The sequence below is a fragment of the Agrobacterium vaccinii genome (genome assembly GCF_021310995.1).
GTDB classification, from domain to species: domain Bacteria; phylum Pseudomonadota; class Alphaproteobacteria; order Rhizobiales; family Rhizobiaceae; genus Agrobacterium; species Agrobacterium vaccinii.
Map to the genome: position 1 here is coordinate 2,216,497 of NZ_CP054150.1, position 23,756 is coordinate 2,240,252.

22 protein-coding genes are annotated in these 23,756 nt (G+C 57.9%); 11 read left to right on the forward strand and 11 right to left on the reverse strand.

Going from position 1 to position 23,756, the window contains the following annotated elements; genetic code table 11:
• The gene (gene glpK, locus HRR99_RS11010; RefSeq protein ID WP_233121700.1) at nucleotides 1-1,494 is read right to left on the reverse strand and encodes a glycerol kinase GlpK; all 1,494 of its coding nucleotides are present in this window, start codon (nucleotides 1,492-1,494) and stop codon (nucleotides 1-3) included.
• A gap of 161 nt (nucleotides 1,495-1,655) precedes the next feature.
• On the opposite strand from glpK, the gene HRR99_RS11015 reads away from it, so the two are divergent.
• The 8 genes from HRR99_RS11015 to HRR99_RS11050 all read left to right on the forward strand — a co-directional run bounded on the left by HRR99_RS11015 (nucleotide 1,656) and on the right by HRR99_RS11050 (nucleotide 13,307).
• Nucleotides 1,656-2,432 (forward strand): 3-hydroxybutyrate dehydrogenase, encoded by a 777-nt coding sequence (locus tag HRR99_RS11015; RefSeq protein WP_233121701.1) that lies wholly within the window; start codon nucleotides 1,656-1,658, stop codon nucleotides 2,430-2,432.
• Between the two features lie 23 nt (nucleotides 2,433-2,455).
• Entirely contained in the window at nucleotides 2,456-3,925 is a 1,470-nt protein-coding gene (xdhA, locus tag HRR99_RS11020; protein WP_233121702.1) for a xanthine dehydrogenase small subunit, read from the forward strand.
• Between the two features lie 3 nt (nucleotides 3,926-3,928).
• On the forward strand, nucleotides 3,929-6,268 hold the full coding sequence (gene xdhB / locus HRR99_RS11025; protein ID WP_233121703.1) for a xanthine dehydrogenase molybdopterin binding subunit: 2,340 nt from the start codon (nucleotides 3,929-3,931) through the stop codon (nucleotides 6,266-6,268).
• Between the two features lie 212 nt (nucleotides 6,269-6,480).
• Nucleotides 6,481-7,338 (forward strand): xanthine dehydrogenase accessory protein XdhC, encoded by an 858-nt coding sequence (gene xdhC / locus HRR99_RS11030; protein WP_233121704.1) that lies wholly within the window; start codon nucleotides 6,481-6,483, stop codon nucleotides 7,336-7,338.
• Nucleotides 7,339-7,563: 225 nt separating this feature from the next.
• Entirely contained in the window at nucleotides 7,564-8,457 is an 894-nt protein-coding gene (locus HRR99_RS11035; protein WP_045228760.1) for a LysR substrate-binding domain-containing protein, read from the forward strand.
• A gap of 100 nt (nucleotides 8,458-8,557) precedes the next feature.
• The gene (gene puuD, locus HRR99_RS11040; RefSeq protein WP_233121705.1) at nucleotides 8,558-9,805 is read left to right on the forward strand and encodes a urate hydroxylase PuuD; all 1,248 of its coding nucleotides are present in this window, start codon (nucleotides 8,558-8,560) and stop codon (nucleotides 9,803-9,805) included.
• On the forward strand, nucleotides 9,802-11,109 hold the full coding sequence (gene guaD / locus HRR99_RS11045) for a guanine deaminase (protein WP_233121706.1): 1,308 nt from the start codon (nucleotides 9,802-9,804) through the stop codon (nucleotides 11,107-11,109). Before puuD ends, guaD begins: the two co-directional genes overlap by 4 nt.
• A gap of 239 nt (nucleotides 11,110-11,348) precedes the next feature.
• Nucleotides 11,349-13,307: a methyl-accepting chemotaxis protein gene (locus tag HRR99_RS11050; protein WP_233121707.1), complete on the forward strand. Its 1,959-nt coding sequence runs from the start codon at nucleotides 11,349-11,351 to the stop codon at nucleotides 13,305-13,307.
• 60 nt (nucleotides 13,308-13,367) lie between these two features.
• Here the strand turns inward: HRR99_RS11050 and HRR99_RS11055 are convergent, their stop codons facing one another.
• The gene (locus tag HRR99_RS11055; protein ID WP_233121708.1) at nucleotides 13,368-14,120 is read right to left on the reverse strand and encodes a sulfite exporter TauE/SafE family protein; all 753 of its coding nucleotides are present in this window, start codon (nucleotides 14,118-14,120) and stop codon (nucleotides 13,368-13,370) included.
• A 211-nt stretch (nucleotides 14,121-14,331) separates the two neighbouring features.
• Between HRR99_RS11055 and HRR99_RS11060 the strand changes: the two genes are divergently transcribed.
• Nucleotides 14,332-15,468, forward strand: a complete 1,137-nt coding sequence (locus tag HRR99_RS11060; RefSeq protein ID WP_233121709.1) for an alpha-hydroxy acid oxidase — start codon at nucleotides 14,332-14,334, stop codon at nucleotides 15,466-15,468.
• 398 nt (nucleotides 15,469-15,866) lie between these two features.
• A complete protein-coding gene (locus tag HRR99_RS11065) occupies nucleotides 15,867-17,114 on the forward strand; it encodes a D-alanyl-D-alanine carboxypeptidase (RefSeq protein WP_233123483.1) in 1,248 nt (415 codons plus the stop codon).
• 12 nt (nucleotides 17,115-17,126) lie between these two features.
• On the opposite strand, the gene HRR99_RS11070 is transcribed toward HRR99_RS11065, so the two are convergent.
• The 9 genes from HRR99_RS11070 to HRR99_RS11110 form a co-directional block, all read right to left on the reverse strand.
• Nucleotides 17,127-17,867 carry a metallophosphoesterase family protein gene (locus HRR99_RS11070; protein WP_233121710.1) on the reverse strand — a complete coding sequence of 247 codons (741 nt, stop codon included), beginning with the start codon at nucleotides 17,865-17,867 and terminating at the stop codon, nucleotides 17,127-17,129.
• Nucleotides 17,868-17,872: 5 nt separating this feature from the next.
• On the reverse strand, nucleotides 17,873-18,229 hold the full coding sequence (gene uraH / locus HRR99_RS11075) for a hydroxyisourate hydrolase (RefSeq protein ID WP_233121711.1): 357 nt from the start codon (nucleotides 18,227-18,229) through the stop codon (nucleotides 17,873-17,875).
• Nucleotides 18,226-18,726: an ureidoglycolate lyase gene (locus tag HRR99_RS11080; RefSeq protein WP_233121713.1), complete on the reverse strand. Its 501-nt coding sequence runs from the start codon at nucleotides 18,724-18,726 to the stop codon at nucleotides 18,226-18,228. The genes uraH and HRR99_RS11080 overlap by 4 nt, the downstream gene beginning before the upstream one ends.
• Nucleotides 18,727-18,728: 2 nt before the next feature.
• A complete protein-coding gene (locus HRR99_RS11085) occupies nucleotides 18,729-19,091 on the reverse strand; it encodes a HepT-like ribonuclease domain-containing protein (protein ID WP_233121714.1) in 363 nt (120 codons plus the stop codon).
• Nucleotides 19,088-19,381, reverse strand: coding sequence for a nucleotidyltransferase family protein (locus tag HRR99_RS11090; RefSeq protein ID WP_111837755.1), 294 nt, complete (start codon nucleotides 19,379-19,381; stop codon nucleotides 19,088-19,090). The genes HRR99_RS11085 and HRR99_RS11090 overlap by 4 nt, the downstream gene beginning before the upstream one ends.
• 70 nt (nucleotides 19,382-19,451) lie before the next feature.
• Entirely contained in the window at nucleotides 19,452-19,949 is a 498-nt protein-coding gene (gene uraD / locus HRR99_RS11095) for a 2-oxo-4-hydroxy-4-carboxy-5-ureidoimidazoline decarboxylase (RefSeq protein WP_233121715.1), read from the reverse strand.
• Complete coding sequence (puuE, locus tag HRR99_RS11100; RefSeq protein WP_233121716.1) at nucleotides 19,946-20,869, reverse strand: allantoinase PuuE; 924 nt, start codon at nucleotides 20,867-20,869, stop codon at nucleotides 19,946-19,948. Before puuE ends, uraD begins: the two co-directional genes overlap by 4 nt.
• A gap of 78 nt (nucleotides 20,870-20,947) precedes the next feature.
• On the reverse strand, nucleotides 20,948-21,655 hold the full coding sequence (locus tag HRR99_RS11105) for a DUF1045 domain-containing protein (protein ID WP_112499514.1): 708 nt from the start codon (nucleotides 21,653-21,655) through the stop codon (nucleotides 20,948-20,950).
• 103 nt (nucleotides 21,656-21,758) lie between these two features.
• Nucleotides 21,759-22,952 carry an NAD(P)/FAD-dependent oxidoreductase gene (locus tag HRR99_RS11110; protein WP_233121717.1) on the reverse strand — a complete coding sequence of 398 codons (1,194 nt, stop codon included), beginning with the start codon at nucleotides 22,950-22,952 and terminating at the stop codon, nucleotides 21,759-21,761.
• Between HRR99_RS11110 and mnmC2 the strand changes: the two genes are divergently transcribed.
• Entirely contained in the window at nucleotides 22,951-23,679 is a 729-nt protein-coding gene (gene mnmC2, locus HRR99_RS11115; RefSeq protein ID WP_233121718.1) for a tRNA (5-methylaminomethyl-2-thiouridine)(34)-methyltransferase MnmC2, read from the forward strand. The two genes, HRR99_RS11110 and mnmC2, sit on opposite strands and share 2 nt — an antisense overlap.
• Nucleotides 23,680-23,756: the final 77 nt, after the last annotated feature.

Below are 23,756 nucleotides of genomic sequence, written 5' to 3' on the forward strand. Positions count from 1 at the left end.
TTAGGTAGCGCTCAACGTCCGGCGAACCGCATTTTTCCAGCCCTTGATCTTACGCTCGCGGGTCTCATTATCCATTTTAGGCTCGAAACGTTGGTCGCGCGACCAGGCGTCGGAAAACGCCTTCATGTCAGGCCAGACACCGGCCTTGCTACCCGCAAGCCAGGCGGCACCGAGTGCGGTCGTTTCGAGGATAACCGGGCGGTCTACGGGCGCGTCGATGAGGTCGGAGAGGCGCTGCATCGTCCAGTCGGAGGCGACCATGCCGCCATCCACCCGCAGAACCGTGTCGCCATTGGCATTTTTCCAGTCCTTGTGCATGGCGTCAAGCAGATCGCCAGTCTGGTAGCAGACAGCCTCGAGTGCCGCGCGGGCAAACTCTGCCGGACCCGTGCCACGCGTGAGCCCGAACATCGCGCCGCGTGCATCGGCATCCCACCAGGGCGCGCCGAGGCCAACGAAGGCTGGCACCAGATAGACGTCCTGAGATGGATCGGCCTTTTCGGCCAAAGCGCCGGTTTCCGAGGCAGAGCCGATCACCTTCAAGCCATCCCGCAGCCATTGTACCGCAGCGCCCGCCACGAAGATGGAGCCTTCCAACGCGTATGTGGTCTTACCATCCAGCCGGTAGGCAATGGTCGTCAACAGTCGGTTTTTGGAACGAACCATGTCTTCGCCGGTGTTGAGCAGCGCAAAGCAGCCCGTGCCATAAGTGGATTTCAGCATGCCGGGTTCAAAACAGGCCTGTCCGATGACGGCAGCGTGCTGATCGCCCGCCACGCCGAGAATGGGGATCGGCGCGCCGAACAGTTCTTCATCCGTCACGCCGAATTCGGCAGCACAATCCAGCACCTCCGGCAGAACCGAAGGCGGCACATCGAGAATGTCGAGAAGCTGCTTGTCCCAGACATTCTTTTCGATGTTGAACATCAGCGTGCGCGAGGCATTGGTGGCATCGGTCACGAAAGACTTGCCGCCGGTCAGCCGCCAGATGAGGAACGTATCGACAGTGCCGAAGCAAAGCTCACCCTTTTCGGCCCGCTTACGCGCGCCCTTGATCTTCGAGAGCAGCCAGGACAGTTTGGTGCCGGAAAAATAAGGGTCGAGCAGCAGGCCGGTTTTCTTGACGAAGGCCTTTTCGTGTCCATCCTTCTTCAGCTTTTCGCACAGCTTGGCGGTGCGCCGGTCCTGCCAGACGATGGCGTTGTGCAGCGGCTTGCCGGTATCTCGCTCCCACAGCAGCGTGGTTTCGCGCTGGTTGGTAATGCCGATGGCGGCGATATCCGAGGCTTTCAGCTTGGCTTTTTCGAGTGCCTGTTTGATGGACCAGACGACGCTTTCCCATATCTCTTCCGGGTCATGCTCCACCCAGCCGGAATTGGGAAAAATCTGGCGGAATTCTTTCTGCCCCGTGCCTGCCACCTGCATCGAACCATCGAAAACGATGGCCCTTGTCGATGTCGTACCTTGGTCGATGGCGAGGATATATCCGCCCATGCATGCCTCCCGAAACTATGTCTGCGGCAAAACAATATGCGCGGCGGGGAAAGTCAAGCCACCGCCGCATGCATCCTCATGTCAAATACGATTGCCAGTTCCCCCGGTTTAAGCATAACCTGATGTAAAGCGTTGCAACGTTGGGGAAAAAAGGGGAACGCATGCACAGGACTGTAATCGTAACCGGCTCTACCAGCGGCATTGGCCTTGGAATAGCGCAAGCCTTCGCCAATGATGGCTGCAACGTCATGCTCAACGGTTTCGGCGATGAGCACGAAATCGAAGATACGCGCCTGTTGATGGAAGCGGAAAGCGGAACCCGCGTGCTCTACCACCCCGCCGACATGACAAAGCCTGACGAAATTGCCGACCTGATCAAGACCACCCACGAGAAAATGGGTGCAGTGGATATTTTGGTCAACAATGCGGGTGTGCAGCATGTGGCCCCAGTGGAGGAGTTTCCGCCGGAAAAATGGGATCAGATCATCGCCATCAATCTGACCAGTTCTTTCCACACCATGCGTGCTACGATTCCGCTGATGAAGGCCGCTGGCAAAGGCCGCATCATCAACATCGCCTCGGCCCACGGTCTCGTCGCCTCACCGTTTAAATCTGCCTATGTCGCGGCAAAACATGGTATCATCGGCCTGACGAAATCCGCAGCACTTGAGCTTGCCGAAACCGGAATTACCGTCAATGCCATCTGCCCCGGCTATGTGCTGACATCACTGGTGGAAAAGCAGATACCCGATACGGCAAAGTCACGCGGCATCAGCGAGAACGAGGTTAAGAACGATGTTCTACTGCGGCTGCAAGCGACGAAGGAATTCGTGAAGGTCGAGGATATCGCGGCGACCGCGGTCTTCCTGGCCAGCGACGCGGCCAAGCAGATCACCGGCACGCATATCTCCATCGATGGCGGCTGGACCGCCCAATAACGACAAGCATACGAAGGCAAGGCATGAAAGACGCAATCAGCTTCATCCTCAACAACGAGACCGTTTCTCTTCGGGATTTCGGCCCGACAGAAACGCTGCTCGATTATCTGAGGCTGCAAAAACGACTGACCGGCACCAAGGAAGGCTGTGCAGAGGGTGACTGCGGCGCCTGCACCGTGCTGGTCGGGCGGCTGATGGACGGCTCACTGCGTTACGAAACCGTCAATGCCTGCATTCGCTTCATCGGCTCGCTGCATGGCAGCCACATCGTCACCATCGAGCATCTGGCCAGCAAGGACGGCGTTCTGCATCCGGTGCAACAGGCCATGGTGGATTATCATGGCTCGCAATGCGGCTTCTGCACCCCGGGCTTCGTCATGTCGCTTTATGGCCTATGGCTGACGAGCGACAAGCCATCGCGTGCAGACATCGAAAAGGCCTTGCAGGGCAATCTCTGTCGCTGCACCGGCTACGAGCCCATCATTCGCGCCGCCGAAAGCGTTACGGCTGCCAAGCCCAGCACCCTGTTCGACCCGATAGAGCGAGACCGCGCCAGCATCATGTCCCGCCTCTGGGCCATTCAGTTGAATGAGACGATCAACGTCAGCAAAGATGACTGTCGCACCATCATCCCCTCGAACCTCAACGAGTTCGCAGCCGCCTACGCCGCCGAGCCCAAGGCGACCATCGTTGCTGGCTCTACCGATGTCGGCCTGTGGGTAACGAAGCAGATGCGGGCGCTGAACCCTGTGATCTTCATCAATCACTTGAGCGAGCTGCAATCGATATCAGTCGAAGACGGCGGCATTTCCATTGGCGCTGGCGTGACTTACGCCCACGCCTTCACCGTTCTCGCAAAGCACATTCCACCCTTCGCCCGCCTGATTGACCGCATCGGCGGCCAGCAGGTGCGCAATATGGGCACAATCGGCGGCAACATCGCCAACGGCTCGCCTATCGGCGACACCCCACCGGCGCTGATCGCGCTGGATGCGACGCTCACCTTGCGCTCTGCGTCCGGCAGCCGGACCATGCCGCTCGAAAAATACTTCATCGATTACGGCAAGCAAGACCGCTTCGCGGGCGAATTCGTGGAGAAGATTTTCGTACCGATCCCGGCGGCTGATGTGCATTACGCCATCTATAAGATTTCCAAACGTCGCGATGAAGATATTTCCGCGCTCTGCGCCGCCTATCATCTGAAGCTGGATGAAGCAGGTATGGTCAAAGACATCCGCATCGCCTTTGGCGGCATGGCGGCAACGCCCAAGCGTGCCGCGAAGTTGGAAGGCGCGCTTATGGGTCAGCCATGGACTATGGAAACTATCGAAGCGGCGCGCGATGCCATCGATGATGATTTCCAGCCTTTGACGGACTGGCGCGCTACTGCCGAATACCGGATGCTGACGGCGAAGAACCTGCTGACGCGGTTCTTTTTGGAGACATCCGGCGAGCGGCAGGAATTGCAGCGCTTCGAATTGGCGGAGGCCTGAGCCATGGACACAAACACCTTCGAGCGCACCAAAACCGCTGTCGATGGCAAGATGCACAACTCTCTGCGGCATGATTCAGCGCACAAGCATGTCACCGGAAGTGCCGAATATATCGATGATATTCCCGAACCGGCGGGCATGATCCACGGTGCTATCGGCATGGCGGACCGGGCGCACGCCGAAATCGTGTCGATGGACCTCTCAGAAGTCGAAGCCACGCCCGGTGTTCTCTGGGTCATGACCGGCAAGGATGTGACCGGCGAAAATGATGTTTCCTCCGGCGGTCGTCACGACGAGCCGCTGCTGGCGGAAATGCTGGTGCAGTTTCACGGCCAGCCGATCTTTGCAGTGTTTGCCGAAACCCGCGACATCGCACGCAAAGCAGCCCGAAAAGCAAAGATCACCTATAACGACCTACCGCACTGGAGCGATATCGACGGCGCAACGGAAAACGGCGACCCGCTCGTCACCCCCGGTATGACGCTTCAACGCGGCGAAGCCGAGCTGGAAATGGACGTCGCCCCACGCCGCCTGACCGGCACGATGCGTATTGGCGGGCAGGAGCACTTTTATCTCGAAGGCCACATCGCCATGGCGGTGCCAGGCGAAGATGATGAAGTGACGGTATGGAGTTCCACCCAGCACCCCAGCGAAATCCAGCACATCGTCAGCCACATTCTGCAGGTGCCATCCAACGCCGTCACCGTGCAGGTAAGGCGCATGGGCGGTGGTTTCGGCGGCAAGGAAACGCAGGGCAATCAGTTTGCAGCCCTCTGTGCCATTGCCGCCAAGAAGCTGAACCGTGCCGTCAAGATGCGCCCCGACCGCGATGAGGACATGACCGCCACCGGCAAGCGCCACGACTTCCGGGTCGATTATGAACTGGGCTTCGATGACGAAGGCCGCATTCACGCGGTGGACGCCACCTATGCCGCCCGCTGCGGTTTTTCCTCCGACCTTTCCGGCCCGGTGACCGACCGTGCACTGTTCCACGCGGATTCAAGCTATTTCTATCCGCATGTAAAACTGCAATCGAAGCCGTTGAAAACCCACACGGTTTCCAACACGGCCTTCCGTGGATTCGGCGGCCCGCAGGGAATGCTGGGGGCTGAACGCTTCATCGAGGAAATCGCCTATGCGGTGGGCAAGGATCCACTCGAAATCCGCAAGCTGAATTTCTACGGTCAGCAGGGTTCGAACAGAACTTTGACACCATACCATCAGGAGGTCGAAGACAACATCATCGCCCGCATCGTTGAAGAACTGGAAACCTCCAGCGATTATCAGGCGCGGCGACAGGCAATCATCGAGTTCAACAAGACGAGCCCCATCATCCGCAAAGGCATCGCGCTGACGCCGGTGAAATTCGGCATCTCCTTCACCATGACCGCCTTCAATCAGGCAGGCGCGCTGGTGCACCTCTACAATGATGGCTCCATCCACCTGAACCATGGTGGCACGGAGATGGGTCAGGGCCTTTACACCAAGGTCGCGCAGGTCATTGCCGATGCGTTTCAGGTGGATATCGACCGCGTCAAGATCACCGCCACCACCACGGGCAAGGTGCCCAACACATCCGCCACCGCCGCCTCTTCCGGCACCGACTTGAACGGCATGGCGGCCTATGATGCGGCGCGTCAGATCAAGGAGCGCCTCGTCAAATTCGCCATGGAAAAATGGAATGTTGGCGAAGGCGAGGTTACATTCCTGCCGAACCGTATTCGTGTGGGAACGGAAGAAATCGCCTTTAACGACTTCATCAAACAAGCTTATTTCGCCCGCGTCCAGCTTTCTGCCGCAGGCTTTTACAAGACGCCGAAAATCCACTGGGACAGGGCAGCAGGCAAAGGCACGCCGTTCTATTATTTCGCCTATGGCGCATCCGTCTCGGAAGTCTCCATCGATACGCTGACCGGCGAATATATGATGGAGCGCACCGATATTCTCCACGATGTCGGCAAATCGCTGAACCCAGCCATCGACATCGGTCAGGTCGAAGGTGGCTTCATCCAGGGAATGGGCTGGTTGACGACGGAGGAACTGTGGTGGGATGCCAAGGGGCGACTGCGCACTCACGCGCCGTCCACCTACAAGATACCGCTGGCGTCGGACCGCCCGAAAATCTTCGATGTGAAACTGGCGGAATGGGCCGAGAACGCTGAGCCCACTATTGGTCGCTCCAAAGCCGTCGGCGAACCGCCGCTTATGCTGGCGATTTCTGTGCTGGAAGCATTGTCGATGGCGGTGGCCAGCGTTGCTGATTACAAGGTCTGCCCGAGGCTGGATGCGCCTGCGACGCCTGAACGGGTGTTGATGGCGGTGGAGCGGTTGAGGAAGGTGTGAGGTGATGAGGCAACGCTTGAGTGCGGAGCAGAGCCCCCTCTGGCCTGCCGGCCATCTCTCCCACAAGGGGGGAGAAGATATGCCGCACCCTCTCCATCACTCACGCATGTCTCTGCGACTGAAGCGAAGGCCTAGCCACACGGTTTCTCCCCCCTTGTGGGGGAGATGGCCGGCAGGCCAGAGGGGGTTCGCGGGCACCAAGGCCGACGCCCATGCCTGACACCCCCATCTCCTCTTTTCTCGATGGATCAAACCCCACCATCCTCATCGAAATCGAATCCGTAAAAGGCTCTGCCCCACGCGAAGCCGGAACCTTCATGCTCGTTTCATCAACCCGCATCTGGCAAACCATCGGCGGTGGGCAGTTCGAATATATGGCCATCGACCACGCCCGCGCGATGCTGGCGGGCAAGACAGCCAACGACACCATGGACATCCCGCTCGGCCCCGAAATCGGCCAATGCTGCGGCGGGCGCACCCTGCTGCAATTCACAAAGGTCACACCCGCAATCGCCGAAGGGCTGAAGCAGCGCCTAGTGCAAGAGCACCAGTCCCAGCCCGCCGTCTTCATCTTCGGCGCGGGCCATGTGGGCAAAGCTCTGGCCCAGGCACTGGCCCTCCTTCCACTCTCCATCACCGTCATCGAGACGCGGCGTGAGGAACTGGTTTGGCTACCTGAGACCGTGTCGTCCCACATTACCGCGATGCCCGAAGCCATGGTGAAAGCCGTTCCCGCTGGTGGAACGGTGATCATCGTCACCCATGATCACGCGCTGGATTTCCTGATTGCCAAGGAAGCGCTTGCCCGCGCTGATCTGGCCTATGTCGGCATGATCGGCTCCAAGACCAAACGCGCCACCTTCGCGCACTGGCTGGAGCGCGAAGGTCAGCCAACGTCAATGCTAGAGCGACTGGTTCTGCCCATCGGCGGAAACACCGTGAAAGACAAACGTCCCGCCGTCATAGCGACCTTGGTAGCAGCCGAAGTGCTTCACGCAATTCATCGCTTTGCCGCACCCGCCCCGGCCCGATCTGATCGCGACCATCCAGCAGGCCAAGATCGCGTTTGATGTGGTCCTGCATTTCGTCTTCCTGCGACGGGTTCGATTGAGCCGATTTTCGCGTAAACCAGTCCAATATCCATAGTCGCGCAAATAGCCGTGGCCAGACGCTGAGAGCGGCTGTACGCATATCATTTCTCCCAAAGTTCTTTTGATGCTATGGAGAAGAAATGCTCCTGTTTTCATGGAAAAACCAATGAAACTTCTGATGATATGGATAAAGAGAACTTATCCATGAAACTCTCCCGTAACGTACCCCTGAATGCCATGCGCGTGCTGGAAAGTGCCGCGCGTCACCTGAGTTTCACTAGGGCTGGCGAAGAGCTGGGCATGACGCAGACGGCGGTGAGCTATCAGATCAAATTGCTTGAGGATTTCGTCGGTGCACCGCTGTTCCTGCGCAAGCCACGGCAGGTGGAACTGACTCAAACGGGCGAGTTACTGGCAGGTCGGGCATCGCAAGCCTTCGGTATTCTTGCGACGGCGCTGGAAGAAGCGCGCAACAGGACGGCGGATGTTCTCATCATCTCCTGCACCACGACCTTCGCGCATCAATGGCTGGCGAGACGGTTGGGCGTGTTTCAGGCCAGATACCCCAAAATCTCGGTGCAACTGGCTCTCACCAACGAGATCGTGGACTTCGCCCGCACCAATGTCGATATCGGCATTCGCTGGGGCAAAGGCGATTGGCCTGACGTCATCAGCCGTCGAATCATGCGGCTGGATTTTGCCCCAGTCGTCAGCCCCAAGCTTGCCGCCACCATCGGCGGGCTGAAGCATCCCGCCGATATTCTGAAACTGCCCATCATCAGCCCCAATGATCGCTGGTGGAAACACTGGTTTGCGGAAGCAGGGGTGACCGAGACCGATCTCGACAGCCGAACCGGCAGCGACTTCGGCATCCAGAATCTGGAAGCGCAGGCGGCCATTGCGGGCCACGGCGTTGCCATCGTCAATCCGGTCCACTTCGCCGAAGACATCGCATCCGGTCGCCTGCTCCAACCCTTCGACCTGGTCTGCAATGATGGCCACGACTACTGGATCGTTCATCACGAAAGCCGCCGCAAGGTCGCCAAGATCAAGGCATTCAGCGAGTGGATGGAGGAGGAGTTTCCGACGGAGCCGTGATTGCTGCGTTTGCGCTCAACAAATCTGTCGGTTTCGCAGGTTCCCTCTTTTCTGACGCTCGAAATTCTCGCACAGTGCGGTGCAACGTCAGGGGAACATAATGTACGAATATGCCATTGCGTGGGAATGGATGGCCTTTGCCGTCAGGTGGCTGCACGTGATCACCGCCATCGCCTGGATCGGCTCATCCTTCTACTTCATCGCACTGGATTTGGGGCTGGTGAAGCGCCCGAACATGCCGCCGGGTGTTTATGGTGAAGAGTGGCAGGTGCATGGCGGCGGTTTCTACCATGTGCAGAAATATCTGGTCGCGCCTGCCTCGATGCCGGAACATCTCACTTGGTTCAAATGGGAAAGCTACGCCACGTGGCTTTCCGGGTTTGCCATGCTGTGCATCGTTTATTACGGCGGCGCTGATCTGTTCCTAATCGACCATTCCGTGCTGGAACTCACGCAGTTTCAGGCCATCTGTCTGTCGCTGGCCTCGCTCGCCATCGGCTGGGTGTTTTATGATCTGCTGTGCAAATCCCCCATCGGCAACAACACCTGGGGCCTGATGGCCGTGCTCTACATTGCGCTGGTGGCGATGGCCTGGGGTTATACGCAGGTGTTTACGGGCCGCGCGGCGTTCCTGCACCTGGGTGCCTTTACCGCCACAATCATGTCGGCCAACGTCTTCATGATCATCATTCCCAACCAGAAGATCGTCGTCGCCGACTTGATCGCCGGTCGCACGCCGGACCCGAAATATGGCCGCATCGCCAAGCAGCGTTCGCTGCACAACAACTACCTGACGCTGCCCGTCATCTTCTTCATGCTGTCGAACCACTATCCGCTGGCATTTGCCACCCAGTTCAACTGGATCATTGCAGCGCTAGTCTTCCTGATGGGCGTCACCATCCGCCACTGGTTCAACACCACCCACGCCCGCAAGGGCAGACCCACATGGACATGGCTGGTCACGGTGCTGATCTTTATCGTCATCATGTGGCTTTCCACCGTGCCGAGGGTGCTGACCGGCGAACAGGAAGAAAAAGCAGCGAAGCTTTCGCCCATTCAGCAGCTTTTCGCAGCCGATGTGCATTTCGCCTCAGCGCGGGATGTGGTGCAAAGCCGCTGTTCCATGTGCCATGCGGCAGAGCCGGTCTGGGAAGGTGTTCCCTTCACACCAAAATTGGTGAAGCTTGAGACAGATGCGCAAATTGCGGCGCATGCACGGGAAATCTATTTACAGGCGGGACGCTCCCATGCCATGCCCCCCGGCAACATCACGGCGATCACGCCGCAGGAACGCAAGGTGCTGACCGCATGGTATGAGAGCGCCGTATCCCAAGGAAAAACGGAATGAGCATGCTTCTGCTGCGCGGACGTCTCTTGAGCTTCAACCGCGCACCGCTCGCAATCGATGATACGGCAAGCTATGTCTATATCGAAGATGGCGGTCTGCTGCTGGAAAACGGCAAGATCAGCGCCATTGGCGAGTATGCGGACGTCCGCGCGCAAGCACCTGAAGACATCGAAGAAACGGACCACCGCCCTCACCTCATCGTGCCGGGCTTGATCGATCTGCACATGCATTTCCCGCAAATGCAGGTCATCGGTTCCTACGCCGCCAATCTGCTGGAATGGCTCGACACCTACACCTTTCCGGAAGAGTGCCGTTTCGTGGAAAGCGCCCATGCGCAACGCATCGCCACCCATTTCTACGACGAACTGATCCGCCACGGCACCACAACGGCTGTCGCCTATTGCTCGGTTCACAAGACATCTGCCGACGCTTTTTTTGCCGAGGCCATGAAGCGCAATATGCTGATGGTGGGCGGCAAGGTCATGATGGACCGCAACGCCCCGCAAGGCCTGCTGGACACACCGGAACTCGGCTATGACGAGACACGTCAGGTTATCGCAGACTGGCACGGCAAAGGCCGCAACCACGTCGCCATCACGCCTCGCTTCGCGATCACCTCGACGCCGAAACAGATGGAAGCAGCACAAGCGCTGGCGCAGGAATTCCCTGACCTCTTTATCCAGACGCATCTGTCTGAAAACCTGGACGAGATCAACTACACCTGCGAACTCTATCCCGATGCCATCGACTATACCGACATCTATGTCCGCTATGGCCTGATGGGCAAAAAGACGCTGCTCGGCCATGCCATCCATCTGTCGGATCGTGAAGCCGATGTGCTCTCGGAAACCGGCGCGGTGGCCGTTCACTGCCCCACATCCAACCTCTTCATCGGCTCCGGCCTGTTCCCAATGAAGAAGCTGCAACGGCGAGAAAAGCCGGTTCGCATCGGCGTGGCCACCGATATTGGCGGCGGATCGAGCTATTCCATGCTGCGCACCATGGACGAAGCCTACAAAATTCAGCAACTGCTGGGAGAACGTTTAAACCCGCTGGAAAGCTGGTACTTGATGACGCGCGGCAATGCCGAGGCGCTGTCGATGGTAGACCGCATCGGCACGCTGGATGTTGGTACAGATGCCGATATCACAGTGCTCAACGCATCTTCGACGCCTGCAATGGCATTGAAGATGGAAGTGGTGACCAGTCTGACGGAAGAACTTTTCCTGATGCTGACCATGGGAGATGACCGCACTGTGGTTGAAACTTACATCGCAGGCATAAGTGCCAAAACTATACTTTAGGATGCATAATTTTTAAGAAAAGAAGTGTGTTCGAATTTAATTATATTTAAACATTAATTATCTAATGGTCTCTTAGGCAGAACATCGACCCCGGTCGCCATGACGGCACACCGCTCTGTCATGCATCACCATTTCCTACGAACTATCCGCTCTCTGAAGTGTTTTCGCACAGCCGTTCTCCCGCGGCTGCGCCTTCGAGTGCCTTGTGTTCGCAGTAACTAAGTCTACCGCGAGGAACGATGTCATTTCTTAAAAACGCAAGTATTCGGACAAAAATCCTATCTTTGATCATTCCGCTATGCGTTGTGGGACTGAGCGCTACGGTCTTTATTTCCAGCCGCTACAAGGCAGCGGATACGAGCTATTCCGACTTCATTGCGAAGGACAACATCGCGAGCGTCGAGATGGCACGTGCTAACCGCAATATGGTCGCCTCTGCCTACGGCGCATATCAAATACTGACCTACCGTCAGCAAGACCCTGGAATGAAAAGGGCGCTGGATTTTTATAACGACAGCAAGGCCAAGCTTTTCAGCAGGTTTGACCGTGTCAAAGAACTTGTTCCAACCGAAAGCGCAAAGATCGATTCCCTTCTGACGCGCGCGAAAGAGGTTATTTCCATCACCGACCAGGCTGTTCAAATGGGCCAGGTGGATCAGGATGAACAGGCGAAAGCCGTTCTGGCGAAAGCTGACGCTTTAATTTTACCTCTGACAACGGACAATGCTGCATTTCTGGACGGCATGGTCAAAGCAGTCGGCGTCAAAAGTGACGCACTGAGCGACCAGACGAACTCCACCATTTTCACGTCCTTGATGGTGGTCGGCATCACCTTCGCACTGGGTATCATCGCCTCCCTCGTCGTTGCCGCCAAGGGGATCACGACACCGATCGCATCCTTGCGCGAACGGATGATTTCGCTTGCTCAGGGTCAGACGGCAGCGCCTGTCGAAGGCCAGGACCGCAAGGATGAAGTCGGCCAGATGGCAAAGGCCGTTTCTGTCTTCCGCGACAACGCCCTTGAGAAGATTCGTCTGGAAAAGGAAGCCGAAGCCAATCGCAGCGTTTCCGAGAAGGAACGTATCGACCGTGAAGCGCAGAAAGCACAGGACGCCGCAGACACGCAGTTTGCTGTCGATCAACTGGCAAAGGGTCTGGGCCGTCTTGCAGATGGTGACGTGGCATACCGCATCGAAACGCCATTCGTTTCGCACCTCGACACACTACGCAGCAACTTTAACGGCTCGGTTGCCAACCTGAACGACGCCCTGCGTGCCGTTGGCCAGAATGCCCGCGGTATCGATGCCGGTGCCAACGAAATCCGCTCTGCCGCGGACGACCTCTCCAAGCGCACGGAACAGCAGGCGGCGTCGGTTGAAGAAACCGCAGCCGCTCTCGAAGAAATCACCACGACGGTGAAGGATTCGAGCAGCCGCGCCGAAGAAGTCGGTCATCTCGTTGCCAAGGCCCGTGATGGTGCGGAAAAGTCCGGCAACGTCGTGCGTCAGGCCGTGACCGCCATGAACGAGATCGAACGCTCTTCGGGCGAGATCACCAACATTATCAGCGTTATCGATGAGATTGCCTTCCAGACCAACCTTCTGGCCTTGAACGCAGGCGTTGAAGCGGCCCGTGCTGGTGAAGCCGGTAAGGGCTTTGCGGTTGTTGCACAGGAAGTACGTGAACTGGCGCAGCGCTCTGCCAAGGCTGCGAAAGAGATCAAGGCATTGATCACCACGTCTGGCGAACACGTTCGCTCTGGCGTGACGCTGGTGGGTGAAACCGGCAAGGCACTTGAGGTCATCGTCACCGAAGTCCAGGAAATCAACCGTCACATCACCGCGATTGTCGAATCGTCTCGCGAACAGTCGGTCGGCCTTCAGGAGATCAACACCGCCGTCAACACCATGGACCAGGGCACGCAGCAGAACGCGGCTATGGTCGAACAGTCGACAGCGGCTAGCCACAGCCTTGCCAAGGAAGCGGCATCCCTCAACCAGTTGCTGTCTCGCTTCAACCTCGGTCAGGGCGAAGGTTCTGGCCGGACCATGCCATCGGCTGCGCCAGTCAGATCCGCATCGGCCACGTCCAGACCCGCACCATCTCCAGCCCGCGCACTCGGTCGCAAGATTGCAGGCGCCTTCGGTGGTGGTTCATCGGCAGCAGCGGTTGCGCAGGATACCTGGGAAGAGTTCTGAGCCATCCCAACAAAACACTGACACTGCGGGCGCCATTGGCGCCCGCTTTTTTATGGGACATCAGTTCCAGAAGGGTCTGGAGAACAGCTCCGCCCCGAGGACCAGAAGGCAGATCAGGAACCATTGCCGAAATCTCGCCGGACTGACGATCCGGCGGATGGATTGCCCAAGCCACATGCCAAGAAGTGCTGGCACGATGGCGAGTGCCGAAAGCCCCAAATCATCGATCTGCACGGCGGCTTGAGACGCCAGACCCAGCGCCAGCGCTACGGTTGAAACCGTAAATGAAAGCCCGAGCGCCTGCACCAGCATATCGCGATCAAACCCCATTGACTGGATATAGGGAACGGCGGGCATCACGAAGACGCCGGTAGCACCTGTCAGAAGTCCCGTGATGAGACCGATGAGCGGCGATAGAAAGCCCATCAAATGCCGGGGCACCACAAGAGGTCGCGCCAACAGGCTGTAGGCGGCATAGACGACCAGTGCCGCACCCAGCGCCGATGTCGTCCAGCGCGCCGCACCGCCCGTCATCAGTTGAACACCGATCAGGGTTCCCGCAACGATCGCAAGCATCATCGGCCAGAGACGAAGCAGAAGCTCCCGAAAACTCGGCCCCGCAAAAAGCTGCCAGATATTGGTGACGAAGGACGGCAGAAGCAGCAGGCCTGCCGCTGCGACGGGCGGCATGAAAAGGCCCAGAACGCCCATGGCAACGGTCGGCAGGCCCATGCCCGTCACCCCCTTGACGATGCCCGCTAGAACGAAAGTTACGGTTATTGCTGCAAGAAAACCAATGTCCATCGTCGTCATCAAATGCGTCTCGTCGTTGTCGTCGGGTCTGTTTTACGCCCTGAGATTTTCCGATGCTACGGCAACGACCGAAACGACGAGCGTTACCGTTCTTGTCCGCAGCGGCCCCCCATAAAACTCTTTCAGAACATGCCTTTTCACTTAATTTCAGTTACCACTCAGGCCTAAGTTCGTGTTATGCGGTTATCATTCAAATGTGAAAGATCATTTCATGGCCAAAATCCTCACCATTGCCGACCTGAAGAAAAAGGCGAAGCGCCGCGTTCCCAAGATGTTTTTCGACTATGCCGATAGCGGCGCATGGACCGAAAGCACCTACCGGGCCAATGAAGATGACTTCGCCAAGATAAAACTGCGCCAGCGCGTGCTGGTGGATATGACCAATCGCTCGCTGGCAACCGAAATGATCGGCGAGAAGGTCTCGATGCCCGTGGCGCTTTCGCCGACCGGGCTCACCGGCATGCAGCACGCCGATGGCGAGATGCTGGCGGCCAAGGCGGCAGAGGAATTCGGCGTGCCCTTCACGCTCTCCACCATGAGCATCTGCTCCATCGAAGACGTGGCATCGGTCACCTCGCGCCCCTTCTGGTTCCAGCTCTACGTGATGAAGGACCGCGACTTCGTCAACAATCTGATCGACCGGGCGAAGGCAGCGAAATGCTCGGCGCTGGTGCTGACACTCGATTTGCAAATCCTCGGGCAACGCCACAAGGATCTGCGCAACGGCCTTTCGGCCCCACCCAAATTCACGCCCAAGCATATCTGGCAGATGGCAACGCGTCCGCAATGGTGCGTGGACATGCTGCGCACCAAGCGCCGCAGCTTTGGCAACATCGTCGGCCATGCCAAGAATGTCTCCGACCTCTCCTCGCTTTCCTCATGGACAGCAGAGCAGTTCGACCCGCGCCTTTCCTGGGAAGACGTCGCCTGGATCAAGCAGCGTTGGGGCGGCAAGCTCATTCTGAAGGGCATTCTGGATGAGGACGATGCGCGCGCTGCCGCCGATACTGGTGCAGATGCCATCATCGTTTCCAACCATGGCGGGCGCCAACTCGACGGCGCGCTTTCTTCCATAGCCATCCTTCCCAAGATCGTGGATGCAGTCGGCGACCGGATAGAGGTCCACCTCGATGGCGGCATACGCTCCGGTCAGGACGTGCTGAAGGCGATCGCCATCGGCGCGAAGGGCACCTATATCGGCAGGCCATTCCTCTACGGTCTGGGTGCCGATGGCAAACAGGGCGTGACGACGGCGCTGGAAATCATCCGCAAGGAAATGGATATCACCATGGCGCTGTGCGGCAAACGACTTCTGACGGACGTCGACCGCAGTATTCTCGTGCAATGACGCTGCGCCTCAAGTGCGCTTGATCCCTCACATTCGCGTGAGGGATCAAGGCCTGTTTCTGTTGTCGTCGGATGGATGCTCTACGGAAATGCGCGACCCCCTACCGCTTATGCCCGCGCTGTCATCTTGAACCTAAGCCCCTGAAAATCAGGCTTTCGCGATACCTGTTCCTCTCCTTCAGTCACACCAACACGCCCCTTCCAAAACTCTGCAAAACCGCTGCCAAGCCCCAGATTTGACCCGCCACCAGTCGGGGTCGATTTTCATACTTAATTAAGGCTCAAGGCAGTCTTTAAAGTCTTAGCGGTTTTGTTGCCTGACATTGGCTTCAGCTTGCAAAGCTTCGGGCGGTACAGACGGACAAGGGGAAATGCATGTCGGGAAAGATCAGACGGAGAATGGCTGGAGCATGGATTTTTGCTTTTGCTTTCTTCTGCGCGATCGTCTCTTTTGGGGCAGCGCCAGCGCAGGCGCGCTATGCGCACATCATCATCGACGCGAAGACGGGCAAGGTGCTGGACTCGCAAAATGCAGATGTCATAAACTTTCCTGCCTCCCTGACCAAGATGATGACCCTCTATCTGACCTTCGAGGCGCTGCATGATGGCCGCCTGAAACTCGATCAGCGCATCACCATGTCCAAGAACGGCGCGGCGACCATTCCCTCCAAACTCTGGGTCAAGGCGGGCACGACTTTTACAGCGCGCGAAGCCATCTATGGCATGATCGTCAAATCCGCCAACGACCTTGCCGAGGGCATGGGCGATCATCTGGGTGGATCGGAAGCCAAGTTCGCGCAGATGATGACACGCAAGGCCCGGCAACTGGGCATGACGAAGACGGTGTTTCGCAACGCATCCGGCCTGCCCGACAGGGCGCAGGTGACAACGGCTCGAGATATGGCAAAGCTGGGGCTTGCGCTTCAGCGGGATTTCCCCAGAGAATACAAGATGTTCAACACAACATCCTTCAAATTCAGGGGCAAGACGATCCGTGGCCATAACAGGCTTCTGACCCGCTATCAGGGTGTGGACGGCATCAAGACCGGCTACACCAACGCTTCGGGCTTCAACCTCGTCAGCGCCGTCAACCACAATGGCCGCAGCGTCGTGGGCGTGGTTCTGGGCGGGCGGACGGCCCAGCGCCGTGACAACCAGATGGTTGCCCTGCTGGACAGGACCCTGCCCAAGGCGTCGAGAACACGGGTCAACGAACAGCTCATCGCCAGCGCCAGCACCAGCCGCACATTCGACGTACCGCCCGCAACCGTGCCGCTGCCAATGTTTGCCGAGCGGCGTGAGCCTGCGACCACTCAGGTCGCCGCAGCCAATGGTGCAATCGCCGACATGATCCAGACCTCGTCGGTGGCGCCAACCGCATCTGCGCATAGAAGTGCATGGGAAGTTCAGATCGCTGCCGCCGATTCAGAAGCCGCCGCCCTGACGCTTCTCCGCAATGCGCAATCCTCTCTCTCTGCCGGACCGGCAGCGAACATTGCACCCTACACGGAAGCCGTACGCAGTGGAGGCGTGACGCTCTACCGCGCCCGCTTCACCGGCTTTGACAATCAGGCCGATGCCCTCTCGGCCTGCAAGGACCTGAAAGCGCAATCCTATTCCTGCGTGGTCATGTCGAGCAACGGCTAGCGGCGACAGGCTTTAGTCCTGCCAGCCGCTGGCGATAGCATTTCCGATTCGGTCCATGCCATTGCGGCGCGCAAGCTCTGCCATCGGGGCCGTGTCGTAGGGTATTTGCCGGTAAGATACCTGCCACCCGTGGGCAGTCTCTTCGAGAACAGCGTAGGCCGCAAGCGCGTGTCCCGCATCCACCTGATGATGGAAGGGTTCGTCATCCTTCCAGCCGGGGCAACCGACGCTGCCCGGATTGACGATAAGACGTCCGTCAGACAGCTGAACTGTGCGCGCAATATGCGTGTGGCCGCATAACATCAATGGCTGTTCGATACCCGTCGCAAGCGCCTCGATCTCTGCACGCGCACGAAGATGCAGCACGCCCTGCGGTAGCAACTGTTCCAACCAGTAATCCAGATCGCCTTTCGGTGACCCATGGCAGCAATAGGCAACGTCCTTGAAAACCATCTCGAACGGCAAGGCCTTCAACCAGTCGAGATCGGACGGAGAAAGCTGAGGATAGACGGTTTTTTCCCACGGTCCCATCTCGTCGAATGGCTGCTCGATCAGGGCGCGGTCATGGTTTCCACGGACACTCGGAATGCCGCCATCGATCAACAGCTTTGCGGTTGGCCCGGCATCCAGTGGGCCGCTGAAGCAATCACCCAGATTGACGATGTCTTCGATCCCAAGCTTTCGTATATTTGCCAAAACGGCTTCAAGCGCAGCGTAATTTCCGTGAACATCGGCGATTGCAGCAAAAATCATGATCGTTAGCTTCCCCGATAGGTCGAGTAACTATAGGGCGAGAGCAGCAGCGGCACGTGGTAATGCCCTGTTTCATCGGCAATGCCGAAGCGAATGGGTATGACATCCAGAAACGCCGGTTCCGGCAGCGTCAGCCCTTTGGCGCGCAGATAGTCGCCTGCGTGAAAGACCAGTTCGTATTGACCGGCGCGAAACGCCTCTCCAATCAGCAAAGGCCCGCCATCGACACGACCATCGCTATTGGTTTCAACAATTTTCAGCTTCTCGCGGCGCTCCCCATCCAGCCGGTAAAGCTCGATTTTCAGACCTTGCGCGGGTGTGCCATGGGCGGCATCGAGAACATGGGTCGTCAGGCCGGTCATAGGGTTGGCTCCGCAATGAAATAGGGCTCGTCGTAAAAATATTCCTCGAGATTATTGCCCGGCCCATCCCGGTCAACAACGAGAAAATCGCAGGTCTCACCTACCGTCATCAACGGGTGATGCCAGACGTTGCGATGGTAATTCACACCTTGACCAGCATTCGCGATGAAGACGTTGGGCTTGCCCGGTCTGCCATTCTCATCATGCGAAACCACCACGAGAAAGGGTTTGCCGGACAACGGCGTAAAACTCTGACTGCCCAGTGGATGACGCTCCATCATGTCAAGCGTATAAGGAAATCCGCGTGCCTTGCCTCTGAAAATATTGAGCACCACCCGCGCGCCCTCACCCACGACATCGGCCTGCGACAGGGCGTGGTAACGTTCGGTGTTGCCGCCATTGATGAGGCGCATGGATGATGGTTCGGGCTCGATGACATCGCCGAATGGTGCGAATGTGTGCCGTGTGAGGGGCTGTATTTCAATAAAGTCAGTCAATGCTATTCACCTTGGGCCCGCCAATGACTAACTGTATCGAGCCATTGCAATAACTCTGGTATCGTCGTTTGCGTCGTTTCCCAAATGATGTTTAGATCCAGAGTAAAATATCCATGCGCAACCCGGTTACGCAAACCGCGGATCGAATGCCAAGGGAAATCCGGATGATCTTCAATAAAATCCGGGTACGTTTCCATCAGACGAACTGCGGACTCACCGATCACGATAAGGCTCATGCCGACAGCATGTTGCGTCTTTATATCTGAAAGAAACTCGCCCTCCTGCATTCCAGAAACGAAACTTCTCGCAGCTTCAGCGGCTCTCCTCATATCAGCAAGATAATCTAACCGCCGATCCAAACTCATATCGGCTTAGCTTCCGAAAGAACACGAAGCTTTACTCGCTCCGGAAAATCCCCCGGAGTGAGGAGATGGATTTTTGTTCCGAGCATCATTTGCTCAAGAGCGTCCTGAAGACCTCCAAGGCTCAGCAATGTTGAGCCCGGCAACGCATCCACCAGAATATCCAGATCGCTATCCGGCCTGTCCTCGCCGCGCGCAACGGAGCCGAAGACACGGGGGTTTGCCGCGTTAAAGCGTTTGGTCGCTTCGCGGATGGCTTCACGGTTGTTTTCTAGCACTTCCGAAGGTTTCATCGCACATCTCCTGCAACGCAATATAGAGCGTCGCAGTTACGGTGAAAAGACGGTTGTATGCGCATCCGGCTCAGCCCTGCGGCAACACGGCGGATAGGCGCAGCCACGCGATCTTTTCCACCTGCGCCGACGCCGTTGCGAACTCGTCTTGTGCATCATCATGAATACGCTGCTCGAATGCTTTCAAGATGTCAGCCTTATCAAGCCCTTTCACAGCAATGATGAAGGGGAAGCCGTTTTTTTCGACATAGGCGGTGTTGAGTTCCGTGAAGCGACCGTGCTCCTGCGACGTTAGCCGGTCGAGGCCTGCCCCGGCCTGCTCACGGCGGCTATCGTCCGTCAGGCCGCCTGCGATGGCAAGTTTTCCAGCGAGGTCCGGGTGCGCGCGCAGGACGCCCAGTCTTTCCGCCTCGGACGCCGCGCGGAACTGCGCAACGAGCGCGGCGTGCAGGCTTGCCGCTGTTAGTGGTTCAGCAATTGCGCCTGCATCGAAGGCCCGCTCAGCAATGAACGGTGAATGCTCGAATATTCCGCCAAAACGGCTGATGAAATCCCCCCGCTCCATCACAGTGTCTCCGGCTTGTGGTGCGCATGCCAATGACGAGCGATTTCAACGCGTTGCGGTATCCAGACCTTGTCATGGCCAAGAACATATTCGATGAAGCGGCGAAGTGCTGCCGCCCTACCCGGGCGCCCAACGAGGCGGCAATGAAGACCGATGCTCATCATTCTGGCAGAGCCTTCTTCACCCTCCTGATAGAGCACATCGAACGTGTCCTTCAGATAGGTGAAGAACTGGTCGCCGGAATTGAAGCCTTGCGGTGTGGCAAAGCGCATGTCGTTGGCGTCGAGCGTATAGGGAATGATCAGGAACGGATCGTTCCTGGCGCCTTTGACCCAATAGGGAAGATCATCCGCATAGGAATCGGAGGAATAGAGGAAACCACCCTCCTCCATCACCAGCCGCAAGGTGTTATCGGACGGTTTGCCCTGATACATTCCATAGGGGCGCTCGCCGGTCAGTTCGGTGTGTAGACGCACCGCTTCCTGAATGTGTTTGCGCTCTTCTTCTTCAGAGAAATCCTTGTATTCCAGCCAGCGGTAACCGTGGCTGGCAATTTCCCAGCCCGCTTCCTTCATGGCGGCCACCGCCTCCGGGTTGCGCGACATGGCTGCGGTGACGCCGTAGACTGTGGTTGTCACGCCAAGCGAGGTGAACATGCGCCACAGCCGCCAGAAGCCAGCGCGCGATCCATATTCGTAGATCGATTCCATGTTGAGGTTGCGCTGCCCGAGCCAGGGTTGCGCGCCGACGATTTCGGACAGAAGCGATTCGGATGCCTTGTCGCTGTCGAGAATGCAGCTTTCGCCGCCTTCCTCGTAATTGATGACGAATTGCACCGCAATTCTGGCATCACCGGGCCATTTTGCATCGGGAACAGTGCGGCCGTAACCGACGAGGTTGCGGGGATAGTCAGCCGAAATCATCAAATCACCTTCACGCAAATTTCGTGAACGGTAACATCGCGGCCCGGAAAGTCGAGTGCATTTTACTGCATTCTCTGATCAGGCACTCTTGCGCGCGGAGACCCGCCCCATGGGGTGCAGCGAGTGCACGCGGAAAGGTGCGCCGGGCTCGTCTTCCACGAAAAGCGCAAGGTTGGTAAACTCGACCGGACGTGCCAGAACAGGCTCGAAAACACCTCGAACGGCCTTTTCCACCCTTGCACAATCGGCTGGAACGACGCCGCCCGTCAAAATCATCTGAAAGCGAAACTCGTCCATCACGTAAGGGTGGCCCCAGCGATGAAGGTTGGTCAGTTGCGTCGCCGACAGCCGGTCCGGGTCTGCGCGTTCGATATCGGCATCGGAGAGCGGCATGCGATAACGGTCGAATTCCTGCACCACGCTTGCTGCCAGAAAATTCAGGGTTTCGGACTGCCATGACGGGACCAAGCCGTAGGTATTGCCGAGCTTGGCGATTTCGAGAGGTGGCAGCGTGAAGGGCTGATGCGTGCCGGCGAAATGCATCAAGGCGCGCAGCAATGCCGCCTCCCCCACCTCATCGAGCAGCCGAAAGGGAGCCTTGATCGCGCCGTGGAAGCCGTAACGGCGCGGCAGCGCGGTGTGATAAGAAATTTCCTGCATGCCGAGGCTTGAAACCGCAGGTGGTTCAACGCTCTGCCCGGAGTAGACGTCACGGCCCAACCAGGCGGACGCCGCATGGCTAAGCGGGTCGTTCGGGGTCGGCGTAAAATGGATGGCATACCGCATGCGTCGTCACCTCGCCGTCCGAAACGGTTTTCATAGCTCTATTGCATGAGCCAAGCTGTTAGGTGATTTGCGTGACAGATTGACGACTATAAAAGCCGCGACGTCACATCTTTGCGTTGAAAACACGAATGTGATCGTCGAGTGTAAAACTATCGGGCACAGCGGCCACGTTGCCCAAAACCGCGTCCAGCGCGGCATCGGCCAGTCCGTGCGCCAGCCCGAAACTGACCTTGAAGCCACCCGTCAGCGCCACGATGCACGGGTGATCGGGATGCCGCCCGACCATGGGGTCGCGTCCGATGGCCTTTGGCCGCAGCCCGGCCCAACGCTCGATCACGGTTGCATTGCGCAGTGACGGCACGATCTGCCTTGCTTTTTCGATCAGCGTATCCAGCAATGCATCCGTCGAAAAGGCGTCATCGAAATCCTCTTCGCTGGTGCTGCCGATGGCGACCGTGCCGTCCTCATGTGGCACCACGTAAAGTCCATTCAAGAACACCACTGGCAAAGACGGGTCTATGTCTGCGCGCAACAGCGCCGCCTGCCCTTTAACGGGCTGGCCAAGTTTTGGGTCCGAAGACAGGCCGAATGCACCCGACAGCAGCGGGAAAGACTGGTGACCTGCGCAGACAACGGCATGGCCAAACGCGATCTGTTGCCCAGTCGTCAACTGTGCCGTTCCAACGGGAGAAAGCGTCGATACGCCGCACTGCTCCATCACGCGAACATGCCGGGACTGGCGTAGATAATAGGCAAGGCTTGCGATGAACGCTCTGGGGGACACTTTGGCGGCCAGCGTGTCGTGCACGAAACCTGCCTCGCCCGTACCTGCATCCACCCAGCCATCGACAGGTGGCGCATCCAGCACGTCCCAGCGAAATTGCTCTCCGGCTGTGCACCAGTTCACGCCTGCTTCGTCACTGTGGCGTTCGGCAATTGCGCGAAGGTGAGGCTTCGGCAGCGGAATAAGCCGCCCGCAACGGCGGTAACCGGCAGACAGACCGGTCGCGGCCTCTATCGCGGCGATATCCGCCTCAAGGCTGACGAGCGCATCGAACTGGAATTGCTTCTTGTCGGACCAGCGATCCGGCATGTGCGGCATGAGAGCGCCCAGAAGCCCGCCGCTTGCGCCATCGCCGATGTTTCCCACGTCCAGCAACAGCGTATCGATACCCAGCCTGTCAGCCTTGACCGCCGCCCAAAGCCCCATGATGCCACCGCCGATGATCAACAAAGGCACGCTGGAGGGCAAAGGTGATTGACCTGTTTGATCGGGAAGACTATCGGCTTTGACCATGACACACCCCGATAACAGTGGACCGGAACGAGCCGGTTCAAACATGCTGGATTGGCGAGAGGGCGATATGCCCTATTCGTTGGCCTTTGGCGATCATTTTTATTGCCAGACCGATGGCAGGCAGGAATGCAGCCATGTTTCGCTGTCCGGCAACGGTTTGCCGGAGCGGTGGCAAACTGCGCAGGGAACGTTCCGCATCGGCGAGCTCGGCTTCGGCACGGCGCTGAACCTTTGCGAGACGTGGCGGCAGTGGAAACTCTCAAGGCCTGCCGATGCGCAGCTGCATTTCGTGTCCTTCGAGCTATACCCGATGACGGCGCGCGAGCTGGACCGAGCGCTCTCCCATTGGCCGCAATTGGATGCCGAACGCAAAGCCTTCGTCGCGCAATGGCCTTCAGACCCGGAGGGCTGGGTTGAGATCACTCTGGATGAGCAGACACGTCTGACCGTTTTCTGCGGAGATGCCATGCAGGGCATCATCCAAAGCACCGATACATTCGATGCTTGGTATCTCGATGGCTTTGCACCGGCGAAGAACCCCGAGATGTGGACGCTGGACATCATGTCGGCGGTGTTTGATAAGACCGCTCCCGGCGGCACCTTCGCGACATTTGCAGCGGCCGGTTTCGTGCGGCGCAATCTGGGCGAGGCCGGGTTTAAAGTCGAAAGACGGCCCGGCTTTGCCGGAAAGCGCGAAATGCTCTGCGGCACGAAACCCGCCCTATAGAGCATTTCCAGCAAAAGTGCTAAGCGGTTTTGCGTCCGGATAATGCGTTAAAACAAACAGATAGAGCGTTTTCGCGT